This is a genomic window from Steroidobacter cummioxidans (assembly GCF_003104955.1).
This window is the reverse complement of record NZ_LSRW01000044.1, coordinates 96,779-111,292: the sequence shown is the minus strand read 5'-3', so window position 1 is coordinate 111,292 and position 14,514 is coordinate 96,779. Positions and strand designations below refer to the sequence as shown.

Genomic DNA, 14,514 nt, shown 5'->3' with positions numbered 1-14,514 from the left:
TCCGCCTGTCTCGGGCTGTTTCGGAAGGATCGATGTCGCGCAACTCGAAAACAAAGATGGATGATCTGCCGGAAGCGCTGGACGGTTTGCTCACCGAAGACCTCGAGGGATTTCTCGGCTATCGGTTGCGCCGCGCGAACGCGGCGATGCACCGGCACTTCATCGCCGCGGTGGAGGATCTGGGCCTCACGCAGAAGCAGGCTGCCGTGTTGTGGCTCATCAATAGCAATCCCGGCGCTGCGCAGGTATCCGCCGCCGATACTCTCGGCATGGATCGTGCGACGACGATGGCGATCGTCGACCGGCTGGAGGAGCGTGGCCTGCTGATTCGGAAACAGTCGAGCGCCGATCGGCGCCGCCAGGAGCTCTATCTCACGCCCGCAGGCCAGAAGATGTTGCGCAAAGCCAAGGCGCGCGTGGCCAAGCACGAAGAACGCTTCACATCGTTGTTCACGGCCGCAGAGCTCGAATTCTTGTTTGAGGCATTAAGGAAGCTGCGCGATGTCACCTGACAACTCTGTGGATCGTATGCTGTCGGTCATTTTCGTGACTGTCCTCGGCCTGATGCTTTGCTTGCCGGCAGGCGCGCAGGCACAGCAGCACATTACAGCGTTCATTGCAGTCAACGTGCTGCCCATGGACTCGGATCGGGTGATGCCTCGCCAAACGGTTCTGGTCGAGAACGGCAAGATCGTCGCGATCGGCCCGAAGCTTGCCGTACCGAAGGGCGCACAGATCATCGATGGCGAGGGCAGCAGGTTTCTCTCTCCCGGGCTCGCCGACATGCATACGCACGTCGATACGGCTGAAGAGCTGGCTGTCTATCTCGCCAATGGTGTAACCACGTTGCTCAACATGGGTGAAGCATCTTCGGCCTTCATGGGGCAGATCCGACCGGCGGTCGAGCGCGGCAAGTTTCCGGGGCCGCAGGTCTACGCCGCATTCGTCGTCGATGGCTCGCCTCGATATGGTCATTTCGTGGTGACTACGCCGGATGAAGCCCGCTGGGTCGTGCGGCTCGCAAAGACCAACGGCTATGACTTCATCAAGGTCTATAACAATCTTTCAGTGGAATGCTTTCAGGCTCTGATCGAAGAGGGCAGGCGCCAGCAGATTGCAGTCGTCGGCCATGGCGTGTCACAGGTCGGGCTCGAGCGTCAGCTCGCGGCGGGTCAGATACTGGTGGCTCACACGGAAGAGTTCATGTACACGGTGTTTTCCAGTTTGAACGATCGACCGCCGAGCCCGGAGCAGATTCCGGGCGCGATCGCTTTGATCAAACGTCATGACGCCTTCGTCACTGCGGACCTGAATACATACGCGACCATCGCCCGCCAATGGGGCCGGCCGGCTGTCGTCGATGCCTTCATGCAATCGCCCGAGGTCCGGTATCTGTCCCCGAATCGGCGCATCGAATGGAGAGCGGCGGGCTATTCGAAGCGAACGGGCGACCTTGCCGCCAAAGTGAGTTTCCTCTCACGGTTCACCAAGGACATGAGCGATGCGGGCGTGTCACTCGTTGTCGGTACCGATGCGCCCACCATTCCAGGTCTCGTTCAAGGTTACTCGCTCCATGACAATCTTGGCGCGCTCGAGCGCGCTGGCCTGACTCGATACCAGGTGCTTTCGGCGGCCACTCGCGTGCCGGGTGAGCTCATTCGCCAATCCGTGCGTTCGGCGGCTCCCTTCGGGACTATCGCTCTCGGCAGTCGAGCCGACCTGATCTATTCCGCAAAGAATCCACTCGACGATCTTTCGGCCCTTCGCGAGCCGCTCGGCGTCATGGCGAATGGGAAGTGGTACTCGCAAACCGATCTTCGGGCGCTTCTCGATGAGGTCGCCAGGAAATACCGAGAGTCGGAATGATGAGGAGAGCGATGTGAGCAATCTTTTTGGCTGCAATCGAGACCAAGGAAACCATCATGAAAATCAGTGTTGAAACCACCGTTGCCGCGCCGATCGACGCGGTCTGGCGTGCCTACACGACTCCGGAGGACATCAAGAAGTGGAATGCTGCGTCTGACGATTGGCACACGACCGCTGCCACCGTCGATCTGCGCGTCGGCGGCGCTTTCTCCTCACGAATGGAGGCGAAAGACGGCAGCATGGGATTTGACTTCGCGGGCACCTACACGAATATCGTGGAGCACAAGCTGATTGAGTACTCCTTCGGTGATCGCGTGGCGCAGGTCGAGTTCACTGACAGCCCGAAAGGCGTCAAGCTGCGCGTAACGTTCGATAGCGAGTCAACTCATTCCATCGAACAACAGCGCGACGGTTGGCAAGCGATTCTGGACAATTTCACTCGCCACGTCGAAGCAACACGGTAACTCGGCGCTCGCGTCGGTCGGTTCGAGCGGGGCACTCGCCGAGTGCTCCGCTGGTTCTGGGCCAGGTGGAAAAGATATATTGGTGCAATCGCCTGTGCTATCGGCTCGCAAATAACTCCTAGCGTCGTGCAGTGCGGGCCTGATCGAATGCCCCTGCATGAGAGTACTCGTTGTTGCCTCGGCACTGATCGGTCTCACGACCTGCCCGTCCATTGCGGACATCGTTCCCGCCAGCACGGCAGCTCAGCTCAAAAACGGTCGCCTCGAAGCGGCCGAGCAAGCATTCTCTGCGTTGCAGTCGTCATTTGAGCAGGGGCGGTCAACGGAGTTCGACCTGCTGGATAGCTACAAAGTCTTCTACAAGGAGGACGCTGCCCTCGCCGCCGCACTGGATGAGTGGATAGACGCATATCCGCAGTCCTCATACGCCTATCTGGCCAGAGGTGTTTACTACCGAAAGCGTGGCGAGGAACGTCGCGGCACGAATTACGTCGCCAAGACGCCACGAGCCGACCTGGCCTACATGAGCAGCATGTTCCAAAAGGCAAAACTGGATCTGGCCAAGTCGCTCCAGCTCAACAACCGATCCTATATTGCAGAGCTGCACTTGCTGAACATCGCCCAGTTCGAAGGCGACGTTCTGGCTGCCAGGCAGGCGCTCAGCAATGCAACGGACCTGCTTCCATCGAACTTCCTGGCCCGCGCTTGCTACACCGTCAGCCTCACGCCCCGATGGGGAGGCTCCTACGCTCAGATCGACGCATTTATTGCTCGCTGCCGTTCACAGGGAGTGGCGGAAGAGACGTTGGCGTTGCTCCAGGCGATCAAACTCGAGGATCAAGGGCACAGAGCCGAAGAGCTCGGCCGGACTGAGGAAGCCATGGCGTTCTACAAACGGGCGCTGCCGTTATCGAGGTCAGGCGGCCCGCGCTTTCGCAGGGATTATCTTCAAGACACCATGAGGTTCTGCCGGCATTACCAATTTGGCGGCGCCGATTGCTCGTAAGGGCTCCAGGTTTGTCGCAGCCGCGGCGCTCCTCATTCACAGCACCGACCCAGGAACACTTGGAGCACAAACAATGTGCTGCATGCGAGTCGCGACATATCCGCGCCTGAGCGCCGGCGAAGCCAGAGTATATGCACGAAGCGCTCTTGCTTTGCTTGTCGCAACGATCCTGGCGGCATGCGCCACCAAGCCCAACTCAGAAGTCGCGCGTACGCAATGCGTAAGCGCACTCGGCTACTGCTCGCGTTCAACCTGCATCGCTGCTGGGGGGCGTTGGAATAAGTATGGTCTCAAAGGAAACGGGATGTGCGATGTTGCCGCGAAGGATGCGGGCGAGAAGTGCGATGCAGATGCAGAGTGTGAAGGGCGCTGCGAATTTGCGCGCGATGTTGCATCAGCTGGCAGTTGGAGTGGGCGGTGCTCGCATTCTTCGACCGACATCTTTCAATGCGGCGGCGAGATTCGGGATGGTGTGGTGGCCCCCATTATCTGCGAGTAGTTCTGCGAAGTATCCGCTCCAGTCGGTGACTGATGAGCCCGGCCCCAGAGCGGGACCGGGCCGAAGGATCAGGCGACCTGGGTGAACCTGCCGTTGTTGAAGTCGTCGATCGCCTGGCGGATTTCCGCCTCGCTGTTCATGACGAAGGGGCCGTAGCCGACGATGGGCTCGTCGATCGGTTCTCCGGTTAGCACCAGCACCACCGCGTCGTCATCTGCGTGAATTGCTACATCTTGGCCGTCACGGTCGAGGAGCAGCATCTCTGCCGCACCTGCCGCTTGCGTGCCATTCACGATCACTCGTCCATCGAGTACCACCAGCATGGCGGTGTGCCCCTCGGGAAGATCGAGCGTGAAATCCGCATTCCGAGTCAGCCGCAGATCCCAGACGTTGATCGGCGTGAACGTTTTCGCCGGGCCTTTTGCGCCCAGAAGTTCTCCGGCGATGATTCGTGCCTTGCCTGCGCTAGCGGGCAGATCGACGACTGGAATATCGGCGGTCACGATCCCCTGATAGGCGGCCGGGGTCATCTTGTTCTTGGCCGGAAGATTGACCCACAGCTGCACCATCTTGAAGGGACCGCCCGTCTTCGCGAAGGTCGGCGAGTGGTATTCCTCGTGCACGATGCCGCCGCCGGCCGTCATCCACTGGACGTCGCCGCGACCGATGGTCCCGCCATTGCCGGCGGAATCCTTATGCTCGACCTCGCCCTCATAGACGATGGTCACGGTCTCGAAGCCGCGATGCGGATGCTTCCCGACGCCGCGCCGGTGAGGGGTCGGCTCGAACGTATGCGGGCCCGCGTAGTCGAGCAGCAGGAACGGGCTGACGTGCGCGCCGAGGTCGTTGTAAGAAAAGAGCGAGCGAACTGGGAAACCGTCGCCCACCCAGTGGCCGCGATTGTTGCCATAGCGGCCAAGGACTTTCTTGCTCATCTGAATCTCCAGTGATGGCCCCAGTGAGGATGGCCAGTGCTGGGGACATAGATAGCATCGGGACGAAGGTTGTAAAAGATTGCGAAACTCGACGCAGCGTCCTATAAAAAGGACGATGCAGGACCTCAACGATCTCTATTACTTCGTGCAGGTGGTGGAACACGGCGGCTTCGCGCCGGCCGCGCGAGCGCTCGGGCTGCAGAAGTCCAAGCTCAGTCGCCGGATGCTGGCGTTGGAGGAGCGTCTCGAGGTCCGTCTGCTCAACCGGTCATCGCGACGGTTTTCGGTGACTGAGCTAGGGCGGGAATACTACGAGCGTTGCGTCGCCATGCTGGTCGAGGCCGAAGCCGCCGATCAGGTGATCGCCGAGGCTCGCGCCGAACCGCGCGGCGTGATCCGGGTCAGCTGTCCGATTGCGTTGCTCGGTTTTCAGCTCGGCGCACAGATAGCGAAGTTCCTGGCCGAGAACCCCGCGGTCGAAATGCAGTTGGAAGCCACCAATCGCAGGGTCGATGTGCTGGCGGAAGGGTTCGATGTCGCTATCCGCGTGCGCTTTCCACCGCTCGAGCCGACCGACCTGGTGATGCGCAAGCTCGACACGAGCACCCAGTGCCTCGTTGCGAGTCCTGCTCTGGTCAGCGCGGGGCTGCGATTCCCTGCCGATCTGCACGATCTGCCCAGCCTCGATCTAGGGCCGCCTCATCGCGATCATCAATGGCAGCTCGAAGCTGCAGACGGCAGAACCGCTACTGTTCCGCATCGGCCGCGCCTGGTAACCGACGACATGGCTGCATTGCGCGAAGCGGCCCTCGGGAGTGTTGGCATCGTCCAGTTGCCGACGATGATGGTCTGGCGGGACATCGACGCAGGACGTCTCGTCCATGTGCTGCCTGAATGGCGGCCACGCGCGGGAATCATCCACGCGGTCTTTCCGTCACGACGCGGGCTGTTGCCATCGGTGCGTGCGCTACTGGACTTTCTTGCGCGCGAGTGCGCCGCTCAGCGGCAGCATGCAGCCAATACGCTTGGCAGGCATGAAGGGTGAGCCACCTCATGAGCGGCTCACAATAGCCGACCACAAGGTCAGGCGCCGGTGTGCTTCGCGATCACCGCATCGATGTCATTCAGCTCGGTCACCTCGGCCAACATGACGTCTGGCGGCCCAGGCGTGTAGTTGGGAAAGTCCGCGGATAGCAGCCGCGCTGCTTCTTCGAAGCTGAACAGTGTCGAGAACTTCTCCGCGTCGGCGCGCGTGTCGAAGAACACACTGCTGATCGCGATGTATGGCAGCAGCGCGGCAGGGTTGCCGACGTTGGCCGTGGGCGAGTACACCATCAGCTTGCGCGGCTTCAACTGCAAATGTTTGAAGGTCTGGCTCAATCCCAACGGCAGGTGCACGTCGAGGAAATGCTGCCGGTCGAAGCTGCCGCCCGGCCGGTTGGGATACATGAAGGCCACCATGTACATCTATGCGAACTCCCGAATGCGTGGCGAGATCATGCGGATGCCGTGTCGTTCGCGATTTGCTCCTGCTGGAGCAGCTCGCGATTGATGCGACGGGCGCGCTGCTGGAGCATGTCACCGCCAAAGGACACAGGCTGCAGCGAGAACAAGTCGACATTGCCGATGCGGCGTTGCTGGGCTTCGAGCACCGGCTTGTCCTGTTCGAAGATCGCCTTGACTCCGCCGACAAAGGCGCGCGTCAGCTCCGGATCGCCGTAGTTCTTGACCGAGCGATAGAAATAGTGCGACGACGTCGCCGTCTCGGGCGTGATGGCGTGCATGTTGCAAACTTCAACGCCTCGTTCGCGACCAAGGCCGGCCTGGCGTGCATTCAGCAGAAACGACGTGAAGGACGGCGCGCCCCAGCTGACTTCCATGTCGAGGTCGATGGGGTCGGGATAGGTGTCGCGGCCCAGTGAAGTCGCGACCATCCAGCGATAGAACGGGCCGCCAGTCGCCATATTGAGCGAACGCATGCGGAACACGATGCGGCGTCCGGCAGTGTTGTGAGTCATGTTTCCATCGATGTAGTCGGTGCCCGGCTTGGCGTTGCGATAGATGCGCATCTCCTCGCCGCCGAACGACTCCGGATGCACGTATTCGGCGTGAGTGATGTCGAACAGATTGTCGTTGATGAGGTTGTAGTTGGCCTGGATAGATTCGAAGTGACCATAGCCGCCATGCCAGTCGACATGATCGCTGCGATAGAAGAAGTCTGGAATGCTCGTCTCGTCTGCCGCGAGCGCGGGATCACCCATCCAGATCCAGATGTAGCCGTGCTTCTCGAGCGTGGGATAGCTCGCGACGCGCGCTTGCGGTGGCACGATGTTCTGGCCGGGGACCAGAGCGCAGGCGCCGGTCGCATCGAACTGCGCGCCGTGATAACCACAACGCAGATGCTCGCCGATCACCTTGCCCAACGACAACGGCGCGAATCGATGCGGGCAGCGATCGTCGAGTGCAACCACCCGTCCCGACGCCGTACGAAACAGCACGATGGGCTTTTCCAGAATGGTTCGCGCAAGCGGCGCGCCCGACAGTTCGTCGGGCTCGGCCGCGATGTACCAGGTATTCCGAATGAACATGGGAGTCACCATTACAGGGTGTAACGCACGCTCAGCCCGTACCAGCGCGGTTTACCCGGCGTGAGCGAGTTGGAGCCGGTGGCGTTGGAGAGGTCGTAGCCGATGGTGTAGTAGCGCCGGTCGGCAAGGTTGTTGACGAACGCGTCCACCTGCCAGTGCGAGTCGGCGCTCTCCCAGCCGACGCGCACGTTGGCGAGCACATACGAGGGCAGGCGCGAAGCATCGAAGTTGCGGATGTTGTCGTAGTACTCGGAGGCGTAGTTCGCGCTCACCTGGGCGGATACGTTGCCACCGAGCACCTCGCGTGCGAACTGATAGCGCGCCAACGCGGACACTTGTTTCTCCGGAGAGAAGCTCGGTTTGGAGTCCTTGAACACGCCGGGCCCGAGTTGGATGTCGTAGAGCCTGGCGTCCAACAGAGCGAAGCTCAGCATCAGATCCAGGCCGTCGGTCGGCGAGGAGGCCAGTTCCAGCTCCATGCCCTTGTATTCGCCGTCGATGTTACGAACGTAGCCGGTGACCTGCGTGAAGAAGAAGCCTTGATAGTCCTCGTAGTCGTAGTAGTAGAACGCGCCGTTGAGGCGAGTGGTGCCGCCGAGCAGGCCGCTCCACTTGAAGCCGGTTTCGTACGACGTGAGTATTTCTTCGTCGTACGGAATGTCCTGTTGCGGGAAGCCGCTGCCGAAGGTGGCGGGCGCGTTGTAACCACCGGCCTTCACACCGCGATTGACGCCGCCATAGAGCATCAAGTCATCGATCGGGCGCCACTCCAGTTGCAGTTTGCCGCTCCACAAGGTTTCGTCCTGCTTGTGGTTCGTGCGCGGTTGCACGTTGAACAGCACCACGCTGGTGTCGAGCGTCTTGGGCGCGGTGTTCAGGAAGAATGTTTCTTCGCCGGTGAAGTTCTTGCGCTCACTGATGATGCGCGCGCCGCCGATCAGGGTCAGCGTGTCGGTGAGGTCGTATTCGACCTGGCCGAACGCGGACGTTGACCGGGTGGTGAGATCGGCCAGTGCCACATCTTCCCATGGGACGCCGGCCAGAGGCTCGAACAGGCTGTTGGGCTCGGCGGGCAGCGAGAACTTGGACTCCAGGTCTACATACAAATAGTACAGGCCGGTGACCCAGCGGCTGCGGCCGCCGGCCAGCTCGCCGTTCAAGCGCAGCTCCTGGCTGAACGTGGTGGCGCTGGCATCGAACAGCACTTCGACGGTCGAGGCCGGGCCGCCGTCGGCGGTGATGCCCTGAAACTTGTCGAAGTCCTTGAAGTCGGTCACCGAGGTCAACGTGACGCCGCCGAAATCCCAGCTGAGCTTACCGGTCAGGCTGTAGGTGTCGGTGGTGTTCAGATCCTTGAACATGAAGTCCATGCTGCAAGAAAGATTACGCCGGTCGTGCTCGGTGCAGCTCGGGCCATACAGATTGCCGCCGGCAGGGCGCAGCAGATCGGCGTCGAACGACAGCGGGTGGTCGATGGGCGTGCCGTCCGGGGCGGCAGCTTCCCGAGTCTCGTTTGCCCCGGCGCGGATCGTGCCGACGTGATTTCCGGCAGCGTCGAACACCGGCACGGTCGGCAGCTCCAGAAACGGGCCCGGGTTCTGCTCGGTGCGCATGTAAGAGGCAGTCAGCAGGAAACTGCGCGAATCGTCTGCACCGAATTGCAGCTGGCCGCGCACGCCGAACGTGTCCTCGTCGAACGTGCCGACGTTGTCGGCCAGATTGGGCTGGCCGTTCAAGGTGGTTGCGCGATTTGGATAGTCGTTGTCGATGATCGGGTCGAAGCGGCTTTGCAAGACCGAGAGTCGACCTGAGATCGAGTCGGTGATGGGGCCGCCGAACGCCGCTTCGATGCGCAGCTGGTCGTACGAGCCGGTGGTCACATCGACGAAGCCCTCAGCCTCGCGGGACGGGCGCTTGGACAAGTAGTGCACCAGACCGCCAGTGGCGTTGCGTCCGAACAGCGTGCCTTGCGGCCCTTTGAGCACCTCGACGCGGTCCAGATCGAAGGTCCCGAACAGCTGACCCTGGCCGAAGGCCACGTAGCTGTCGTCCACATACACCGCGACCGGTGCTTCGGTGTGGTCGTTGAAATCATTCTGCGTGACGCCGCGAATGGTGAACAGCGTTTTCTGGCCACCGTTGTTGCCACCGATGTGCACGCCCGGGGTCATGGCCGCGATGTCGACACTGTCCTCGACGCCTAGCTTCCGCAGCTGGTCGCCGGAGTAAGCCGTTATGGCGATACCAACGTCCTGGATGTTCTGCTCGCGCTTCTGCGCGGTCACAGTGATGACCTCTAGCACGCCTTCTGCATGGGAGGGCAACGTGCAGGCCAATGAAATGCAGACCAAGGAAAAGCAGGCCGGGGTGGCACGACTGGCCAATGGTGCCGGCCTGGATTCGATGCGACCGTTCGGCCGGTAGCGGGATGGCATGCAAACATCCGTCGGTGAGTAAGGAAGCACCGAAGTCTATTTTTGACCACGGAGGGTAAAAACGGTCGCAACGGCGACAGAGTGTTGAAGGATAGAGAACAATGGGCATGGGGAAGGCCGTCAGTCGTTGGGACTTGATGGAAGCATTCGTGCAGGTGGTGCGGGCCGGCAGCTTCTCCGGTGCCGCCGATCGCGCCGACGTTTCCAAATCGCTATTGAGCAAGAAAGTCTCGCAACTGGAGCGGCACCTCGGAACGCAGCTGCTGGTGCGGACTACCCGTCGCATCAATCCCACCGAGGCGGGCCGGGCGCTGTTCGTGAAGTGCGAGCGGCTGTTCAGCGATCTGGAAGATGCCGAGCTGTCCGTTCTGGATCTCGACGTGAAACCCAAAGGGCACGTGCGCGTGGTATGCACCGATGTGTTAGGTGAACAGTATGTGGCACTGGCCGCCGCGGAGATCTGCGCCTTACATCCAAATTTGAAAGTCGACGTGCACGTGACAATGCGCACCGTCGATCTGGTCGCGGAAGGCTACGACCTCGCGATTCGCTACGGCCAACTCGACGACTCATCGTTGAAGGCACGCCGCTTCTACGAGTTGCCGCACGTGGTATGCGCTTCGCCGACTTATCTGTCGCGCTATGGCGTGCCCAGGAGCATCGAAGAGTTGCGACGGCACAATTGTTTGGTAGCGACTTTCGAGCCGTGTGCCAAGTGGTACTTCAAGGTCGATGGCGGCGAGATGGGCATCGACTTGCAAGGCAACTGGCGAAGCAACAGCGGCTCGGCGTTGATTACTGCGGCGGTGGAGGGCGTTGGCATCTGTCGACTGCCACATCTATATGTGCGCGACTATCTGCACCGCGGCTTGCTCGTGCCATTGCTAGAGGAATTCCGTTCCGCGCCGCTGCCCGCCTGGATCGTTTATCCGAGTGCCGCGCGCACGCCGGCACGCGTGCGCATCTTCATTGACTATCTGTGCGACAACATCGACCGCTTGTTACGGCCTAGAGGAGACCAACAACTCGATGGAAGTGCGGGTTCGCTTCTCGTACCTTGAAGCCCCTGGGACGATTCGACTGCACTCGGGGCACGGTGTTGATCTGATTGAAAAGCAATCGTCTTCTCGAAGAGGAGAATGTGATCGCCACAAACCACCAGGAGGTCGCACCGCTCTTTTCCTTCCGAGTTGGCGCCGGTTCTCTCGTCAATAAGCAGGTGGCGTGAGGCCAGAGGTTAAGGAGTGCCTGCTCCATCAACGGACTAGGTGTCTCTCGGATTCCGTTCCTCCGTTGCTCTTACAATTGGCGCATTCATGAGTTGCAGTTTGTAACTACGACGAATGATGAGCCGGAGTCGGAGCCCTTTGCTTGCATGAAGGCCTCGATGCGCGCACCCTGCCTGGCGTGAATGCCACATCAAAAACGAGTGAGATGCCGGCCGGCCCGATCACACTGGGCGAACTGCTCTATGCAGACCCGGGAATCGCTGCCGTGAGTGAAGGGGACTGGCTTGCGCTGGTTCGTGCCATTGCAGCGAGCGAAACTTCTGCGCCCGACCAAGCGACCGAGATGCGCAGCCCCGACCTTCGCGACACAAATGCCTCACGCGACCAGCAGACCATCCCGGTCGCTGAAGGGCATCTGCGCGTCGGGAAACGTGAAGTCGACAGGGGCGGAGTGCGCGTGCGCTCCTATGTCGTCGAGGAACCCGTGCGCGAAGAGGTAACTCTGCGCAACGAGCGCGTCAAGGTGCAACAGCGTTCCGCCGCGATATCGCAATGCCTCTGCGACCAATCCGAAAGCGGGTGAAGAGTGTCTGCGGCAGCCGTCTATTCGCGAGATAGGGCCGCGCCTGATCTTCGGGCATGTAAGCCAATCCAAGGCCCTGCACGGCCGAGGTCAGGCGCAGGGATCGCTCGATGCGGCTCAATCGAGCTTCGCAGACTCGCGCTCGTTTGATTCGCCTCGCCTGTCGCCATTCGAGGGATGAGCCATTCCGTCTGGTTCCGCGCTGAGGGAAAACACGAACGCGCCGACGCGCGCGAAGTCGATGAACTCATCCACCATGTCGCGCAACGGCTCATCCGCGGAGTGCACAATAGCAGCGTGCGCCCGGAGCATACCGCTGAAATATGAAGAACGCTTTGCGATGCCAAGTGCAGTTGCCCACGCAGTCGCGTCGTCTGCTTCGATTCGCTTGCAATCCTGAATGCCGCCAGGTTGATAGTTGTGCCGTATGGCCAGCGGCGGTGTTCTTTGCCTCGAAGTCGTCACATAAGTCGAGCCTCTGGGATGCCAGCCGAAGGTCTGGCCAAGATCACTCAGAAATTCCCAGGTGGTGACGGGACAAAGAAAGCGGCGCGCGTCGTACTGGGGCGATTCTCGGAGTGCAATGATCGTAGTGGTCGACATCGAACTGTCACGCGGCTGCGATCGCGCCCTGAAATATTGAATACTGTCGTGGAACGTCTCTGACCTCTGCAGGAGCTCGGCCGCGAGGGTCCTGTGCAAAGCGAGTCACATGGGAATAGCCGTGCAGCTCTCCGCTCCCGAGATACATCGGTTCAATGACAGTAACGGCCCAAAAGATCGATCCGCCTGGCTGGCGATGCCATCCCTGTTGTGTGGTCGAGCCGTGAAGGCATGCAGCGAGGAGGTCGCGATCCGGTCGAAGAAGCGCTACGTCCTGCGGCAAATAAAACTGCGACACGAGAGACTCCGCCGCGGTGGGTCGTAGGTAGGCTGTGCGCCGCCGGTTGTCATGCGGGCAAGATGACACAGCAAAATCGCTCGATCGAGGGGGATGAGCGTACGAGAGTGTGCGCCTCGTCGAGGCATATAGATAGTGAAATCGTGCTGCCAGCGGTCGGATTGGGAGCGCCGGGAATGGAAATTCGGCGATTACAACGACTTATCGCCTGATGCCTCGGGGTTCAGCAAGTGAGCGCGAATAGGAGTAGGTGCGCGACCCTTTCATGACCTGGTGAAAAATACATGAATTGGATATTGGCTGAGAGCAACTGGGCGCAGTTTCGCGGCACTGTCAAAGCGCGCTGGCTGAAGTTCGACGATGAGCGGTTGTGCGCCCTACGCACAGCCTGCTGCCGTTTTTTTTTTCGTTTCTTTTCTTTTCTTTTGCTGGTCTTCGCGACGCTTCGGGACCGCGAGGAGCGCTGTCGGCATATTTACCTATCAAATGACGACTGAAGGGCGCACACTGCATATCGGCTCGGTTCACGGAGAACGATCTGCGCATTGACCGCCTTGCTGGTTGGTTTGTTCCCATCATGGTTTTGTGGCTCGTAGGTGCCCCGGATGGGAATGCGCTTCGAATTCCGCAGTAATGCCCGACAACGCTCGCCCGCGCGACTACGGCTATGAGCAAAAGAGCGGGCGTTGCATTCTCATCACCGTCCACGCAAACGCCTATTTGGTGGCGCGAGGATCTACGCAACCCTTCATCGAAGTGCTGACGCAAACGTGGCGCAGCGATGAGGCTGCGGAATTGAATCGAGAGGCCGCGGTACTGGCACAAGGAGAGTGGCGGAAGGGTGAGGTCATCCAGCTCAAAGCCTTCTTGCACGGACGGACGGCACGCAGCTGGCAACATGCCGATGAGTGCGTAATGCACCTCGCGGCTCAGTTGCATCGCGACCCTGCGTCGATCCGCGACAAAGCAACCGAACTCGGCTTAGGTGTCGCGGTCGATTGTCGATTCGCGCGGCAATTCAACCTGGGGCGCGAGGAATGATCGAGGTCGTTTGGATTTCATCGCCCTAGATAGAGGAAATGACTGTGAGCAATACTTCAGAATATGCCGGTACGGTGGGAGGGCTCGAGCAATGACAGCCTCTCGCCGAACGTTTGAGTCTTCCTTCGCTGCGCCGGGCACGGTGGCTGAATTTCGTCTGCAAGTGCAAAGGGCCGAGCAAGAGCGTGTGGCCCTTCGAGATAGCGAGCTGGAAGCGCAGGTCTCACCTGCAAAAAATCCGCGGGAGCGCATCGAGGTCTGGGAGCGGCTACATGCATTGCGCCTGCCGCGTGCGTCGAATCATCTGCTCCTCGCAGTGATTGCCAAGCAAACTCAGCTGACCATGGGCGAGGTACATGAGGAGCAAGTTCGCAGAGCTGCGGTCAGGAACAGCAAGCCGCATCCGTAATGCGGCTGGAGAGGCCGCACACGTCGACGTGCTTGCGCGCTCGCAGGCCGCGATGGGGTTCGTGCCCTGGGAGATTACATACCGGTGCCACATTGAATCGCTGCCGTCAGGCGCGGGCGCGCGCACGATCTCATCAGCGTGGGTGACGCTACGAGTTGACAGGGCGGTCGTCGTGCGGACTCCGTGGCGGCTCCATTCGCCTGTCGGCCAAGTTGAACTTGGACTCCAAGCAACTTCGAGGCAACGAGCGCCGAGGTCGTTATTGAACTACGAGGTGGGATTTGGGGTGGACGAAGCGCCGGCGTCGCTATCCAGTCGCATGCATGCTCGAAATGACTTGGTAACCCCGCAAAACCGCAGGTTCAAATCGGGCTAAGTGACTGATTTATAAGGTGACTTGGTCGGGGCAGCAGGATTCGAACCTGCGACCCTCTGCTCCCAAAGCAGATGCGCTACCAGACTGCGCCATGCCCCGACGGGACGCGCATGTTACCAGCTTGGCGTCAGGCCGCTACTACAAGCCGCGTTGCGCCGGTTAAGTCATTGATCTCGCGAGAG

15 protein-coding genes and 1 tRNA gene are annotated in these 14,514 nt (G+C 60.4%); 10 read left to right on the top strand and 6 right to left on the bottom strand.

Annotated elements, in window-relative coordinates:
- Nucleotides 1–32 precede the first annotated feature (32 nt).
- The 4 genes from D0550_RS20840 (at nt 33) to D0550_RS20825 (ending at nt 3,336) form a co-directional block, all read left to right on the top strand.
- Nucleotides 33–512, top strand: coding sequence for a MarR family winged helix-turn-helix transcriptional regulator (locus D0550_RS20840; RefSeq protein ID WP_116811111.1), 480 nt, complete (start codon nt 33–35; stop codon nt 510–512).
- Nucleotides 502–1,866 carry an amidohydrolase family protein gene (locus D0550_RS20835; RefSeq protein WP_116811110.1) on the top strand — a complete coding sequence of 455 codons (1,365 nt, stop codon included), beginning with the start codon at nt 502–504 and terminating at the stop codon, nt 1,864–1,866. Before D0550_RS20840 ends, D0550_RS20835 begins: the two co-directional genes overlap by 11 nt.
- A gap of 56 nt (nt 1,867–1,922) precedes the next feature.
- Nucleotides 1,923–2,330, top strand: a complete 408-nt coding sequence (locus D0550_RS20830) for an SRPBCC family protein (protein ID WP_116811130.1) — start codon at nt 1,923–1,925, stop codon at nt 2,328–2,330.
- A 157-nt stretch (nt 2,331–2,487) separates the two neighbouring features.
- Entirely contained in the window at nt 2,488–3,336 is an 849-nt protein-coding gene (locus D0550_RS20825) for a DUF4034 domain-containing protein (RefSeq protein ID WP_116811109.1), read from the top strand.
- A 567-nt stretch (nt 3,337–3,903) separates the two neighbouring features.
- Here the strand turns inward: D0550_RS20825 and D0550_RS20820 are convergent.
- On the bottom strand, nt 3,904–4,770 hold the full coding sequence (locus tag D0550_RS20820; RefSeq protein ID WP_116811108.1) for a pirin family protein: 867 nt from the start codon (nt 4,768–4,770) through the stop codon (nt 3,904–3,906).
- A 115-nt stretch (nt 4,771–4,885) separates the two neighbouring features.
- Between D0550_RS20820 and D0550_RS20815 the strand changes: the two genes are divergently transcribed.
- The gene (locus D0550_RS20815) at nt 4,886–5,815 is read left to right on the top strand and encodes a LysR substrate-binding domain-containing protein (protein ID WP_116811107.1); all 930 of its coding nucleotides are present in this window, start codon (nt 4,886–4,888) and stop codon (nt 5,813–5,815) included.
- 38 nt (nt 5,816–5,853) lie between these two features.
- Here D0550_RS20815 and D0550_RS20810 read toward each other — a convergent pair whose 3' ends face one another.
- Genes D0550_RS20810 through D0550_RS20800 form a run of 3 tightly spaced genes read right to left on the bottom strand, consistent with a single transcriptional unit; the run spans nt 5,854 to nt 9,682 of the window.
- Nucleotides 5,854–6,237, bottom strand: a complete 384-nt coding sequence (locus D0550_RS20810; protein ID WP_116811106.1) for a hypothetical protein — start codon at nt 6,235–6,237, stop codon at nt 5,854–5,856.
- A gap of 29 nt (nt 6,238–6,266) precedes the next feature.
- The gene (locus D0550_RS20805; RefSeq protein ID WP_116811129.1) at nt 6,267–7,358 is read right to left on the bottom strand and encodes an aromatic ring-hydroxylating oxygenase subunit alpha; all 1,092 of its coding nucleotides are present in this window, start codon (nt 7,356–7,358) and stop codon (nt 6,267–6,269) included.
- A gap of 11 nt (nt 7,359–7,369) precedes the next feature.
- The gene (locus D0550_RS20800) at nt 7,370–9,682 is read right to left on the bottom strand and encodes a TonB-dependent receptor (protein WP_161965954.1); all 2,313 of its coding nucleotides are present in this window, start codon (nt 9,680–9,682) and stop codon (nt 7,370–7,372) included.
- Nucleotides 9,683–9,894: 212 nt separating this feature from the next.
- Here D0550_RS20800 and D0550_RS20795 point away from each other — a divergent pair, with 212 nt between their 5' ends.
- Nucleotides 9,895–10,854, top strand: a complete 960-nt coding sequence (locus D0550_RS20795; protein ID WP_116811104.1) for a LysR family transcriptional regulator — start codon at nt 9,895–9,897, stop codon at nt 10,852–10,854.
- Between the two features lie 310 nt (nt 10,855–11,164).
- Nucleotides 11,165–11,605, top strand: a complete 441-nt coding sequence (locus tag D0550_RS20790; RefSeq protein ID WP_206606437.1) for a DUF2382 domain-containing protein — start codon at nt 11,165–11,167, stop codon at nt 11,603–11,605.
- Nucleotides 11,606–11,722: 117 nt separating this feature from the next.
- On the opposite strand, the gene D0550_RS20785 is transcribed toward D0550_RS20790, so the two are convergent.
- Complete coding sequence (locus D0550_RS20785) at nt 11,723–12,208, bottom strand: hypothetical protein (protein WP_116811103.1); 486 nt, start codon at nt 12,206–12,208, stop codon at nt 11,723–11,725.
- A 582-nt stretch (nt 12,209–12,790) separates the two neighbouring features.
- Between D0550_RS20785 and D0550_RS20780 the strand changes: the two genes are divergently transcribed.
- From D0550_RS20780 to D0550_RS20770, 3 genes are all read left to right on the top strand, one after another.
- Nucleotides 12,791–13,003: a hypothetical protein gene (locus D0550_RS20780; RefSeq protein WP_116811102.1), complete on the top strand. Its 213-nt coding sequence runs from the start codon at nt 12,791–12,793 to the stop codon at nt 13,001–13,003.
- A gap of 136 nt (nt 13,004–13,139) precedes the next feature.
- The gene (locus D0550_RS20775; RefSeq protein WP_116811101.1) at nt 13,140–13,547 is read left to right on the top strand and encodes a hypothetical protein; all 408 of its coding nucleotides are present in this window, start codon (nt 13,140–13,142) and stop codon (nt 13,545–13,547) included.
- A 91-nt stretch (nt 13,548–13,638) separates the two neighbouring features.
- The gene (locus tag D0550_RS20770; RefSeq protein WP_153067251.1) at nt 13,639–13,956 is read left to right on the top strand and encodes a hypothetical protein; all 318 of its coding nucleotides are present in this window, start codon (nt 13,639–13,641) and stop codon (nt 13,954–13,956) included.
- 398 nt (nt 13,957–14,354) lie between these two features.
- On the opposite strand, the gene D0550_RS20765 is transcribed toward D0550_RS20770, so the two are convergent.
- Nucleotides 14,355–14,431, bottom strand: a tRNA-Pro gene (locus D0550_RS20765).
- Nucleotides 14,432–14,514 lie beyond the last annotated feature (83 nt).

What these genes read in the sequence shown, in the direction of transcription:
- D0550_RS20840 (WP_116811111.1), top strand. Translation starts at nt 33, where the DNA reads ATGTCGCGCAACTCGAAAACAAAGATGGATGATCTGCCGGAAGCGCTG.
- D0550_RS20835 (WP_116811110.1), top strand. Translation starts at nt 502, where the DNA reads ATGTCACCTGACAACTCTGTGGATCGTATGCTGTCGGTCATTTTCGTG.
- D0550_RS20830 (WP_116811130.1), top strand. Translation starts at nt 1,923, where the DNA reads ATGAAAATCAGTGTTGAAACCACCGTTGCCGCGCCGATCGACGCGGTC.
- D0550_RS20825 (WP_116811109.1), top strand. Translation starts at nt 2,488, where the DNA reads ATGAGAGTACTCGTTGTTGCCTCGGCACTGATCGGTCTCACGACCTGC.
- D0550_RS20820 (WP_116811108.1), bottom strand. Translation starts at nt 4,770, where the DNA reads ATGAGCAAGAAAGTCCTTGGCCGCTATGGCAACAATCGCGGCCACTGG.
- D0550_RS20815 (WP_116811107.1), top strand. Translation starts at nt 4,886, where the DNA reads ATGCAGGACCTCAACGATCTCTATTACTTCGTGCAGGTGGTGGAACAC.
- D0550_RS20810 (WP_116811106.1), bottom strand. Translation starts at nt 6,237, where the DNA reads ATGTACATGGTGGCCTTCATGTATCCCAACCGGCCGGGCGGCAGCTTC.
- D0550_RS20805 (WP_116811129.1), bottom strand. Translation starts at nt 7,358, where the DNA reads ATGTTCATTCGGAATACCTGGTACATCGCGGCCGAGCCCGACGAACTG.
- D0550_RS20795 (WP_116811104.1), top strand. Translation starts at nt 9,895, where the DNA reads ATGGGCATGGGGAAGGCCGTCAGTCGTTGGGACTTGATGGAAGCATTC.
- D0550_RS20785 (WP_116811103.1), bottom strand. Translation starts at nt 12,208, where the DNA reads ATGTCGACCACTACGATCATTGCACTCCGAGAATCGCCCCAGTACGAC.
- D0550_RS20780 (WP_116811102.1), top strand. Translation starts at nt 12,791, where the DNA reads ATGAATTGGATATTGGCTGAGAGCAACTGGGCGCAGTTTCGCGGCACT.
- D0550_RS20775 (WP_116811101.1), top strand. Translation starts at nt 13,140, where the DNA reads ATGCCCGACAACGCTCGCCCGCGCGACTACGGCTATGAGCAAAAGAGC.
- D0550_RS20770 (WP_153067251.1), top strand. Translation starts at nt 13,639, where the DNA reads ATGACAGCCTCTCGCCGAACGTTTGAGTCTTCCTTCGCTGCGCCGGGC.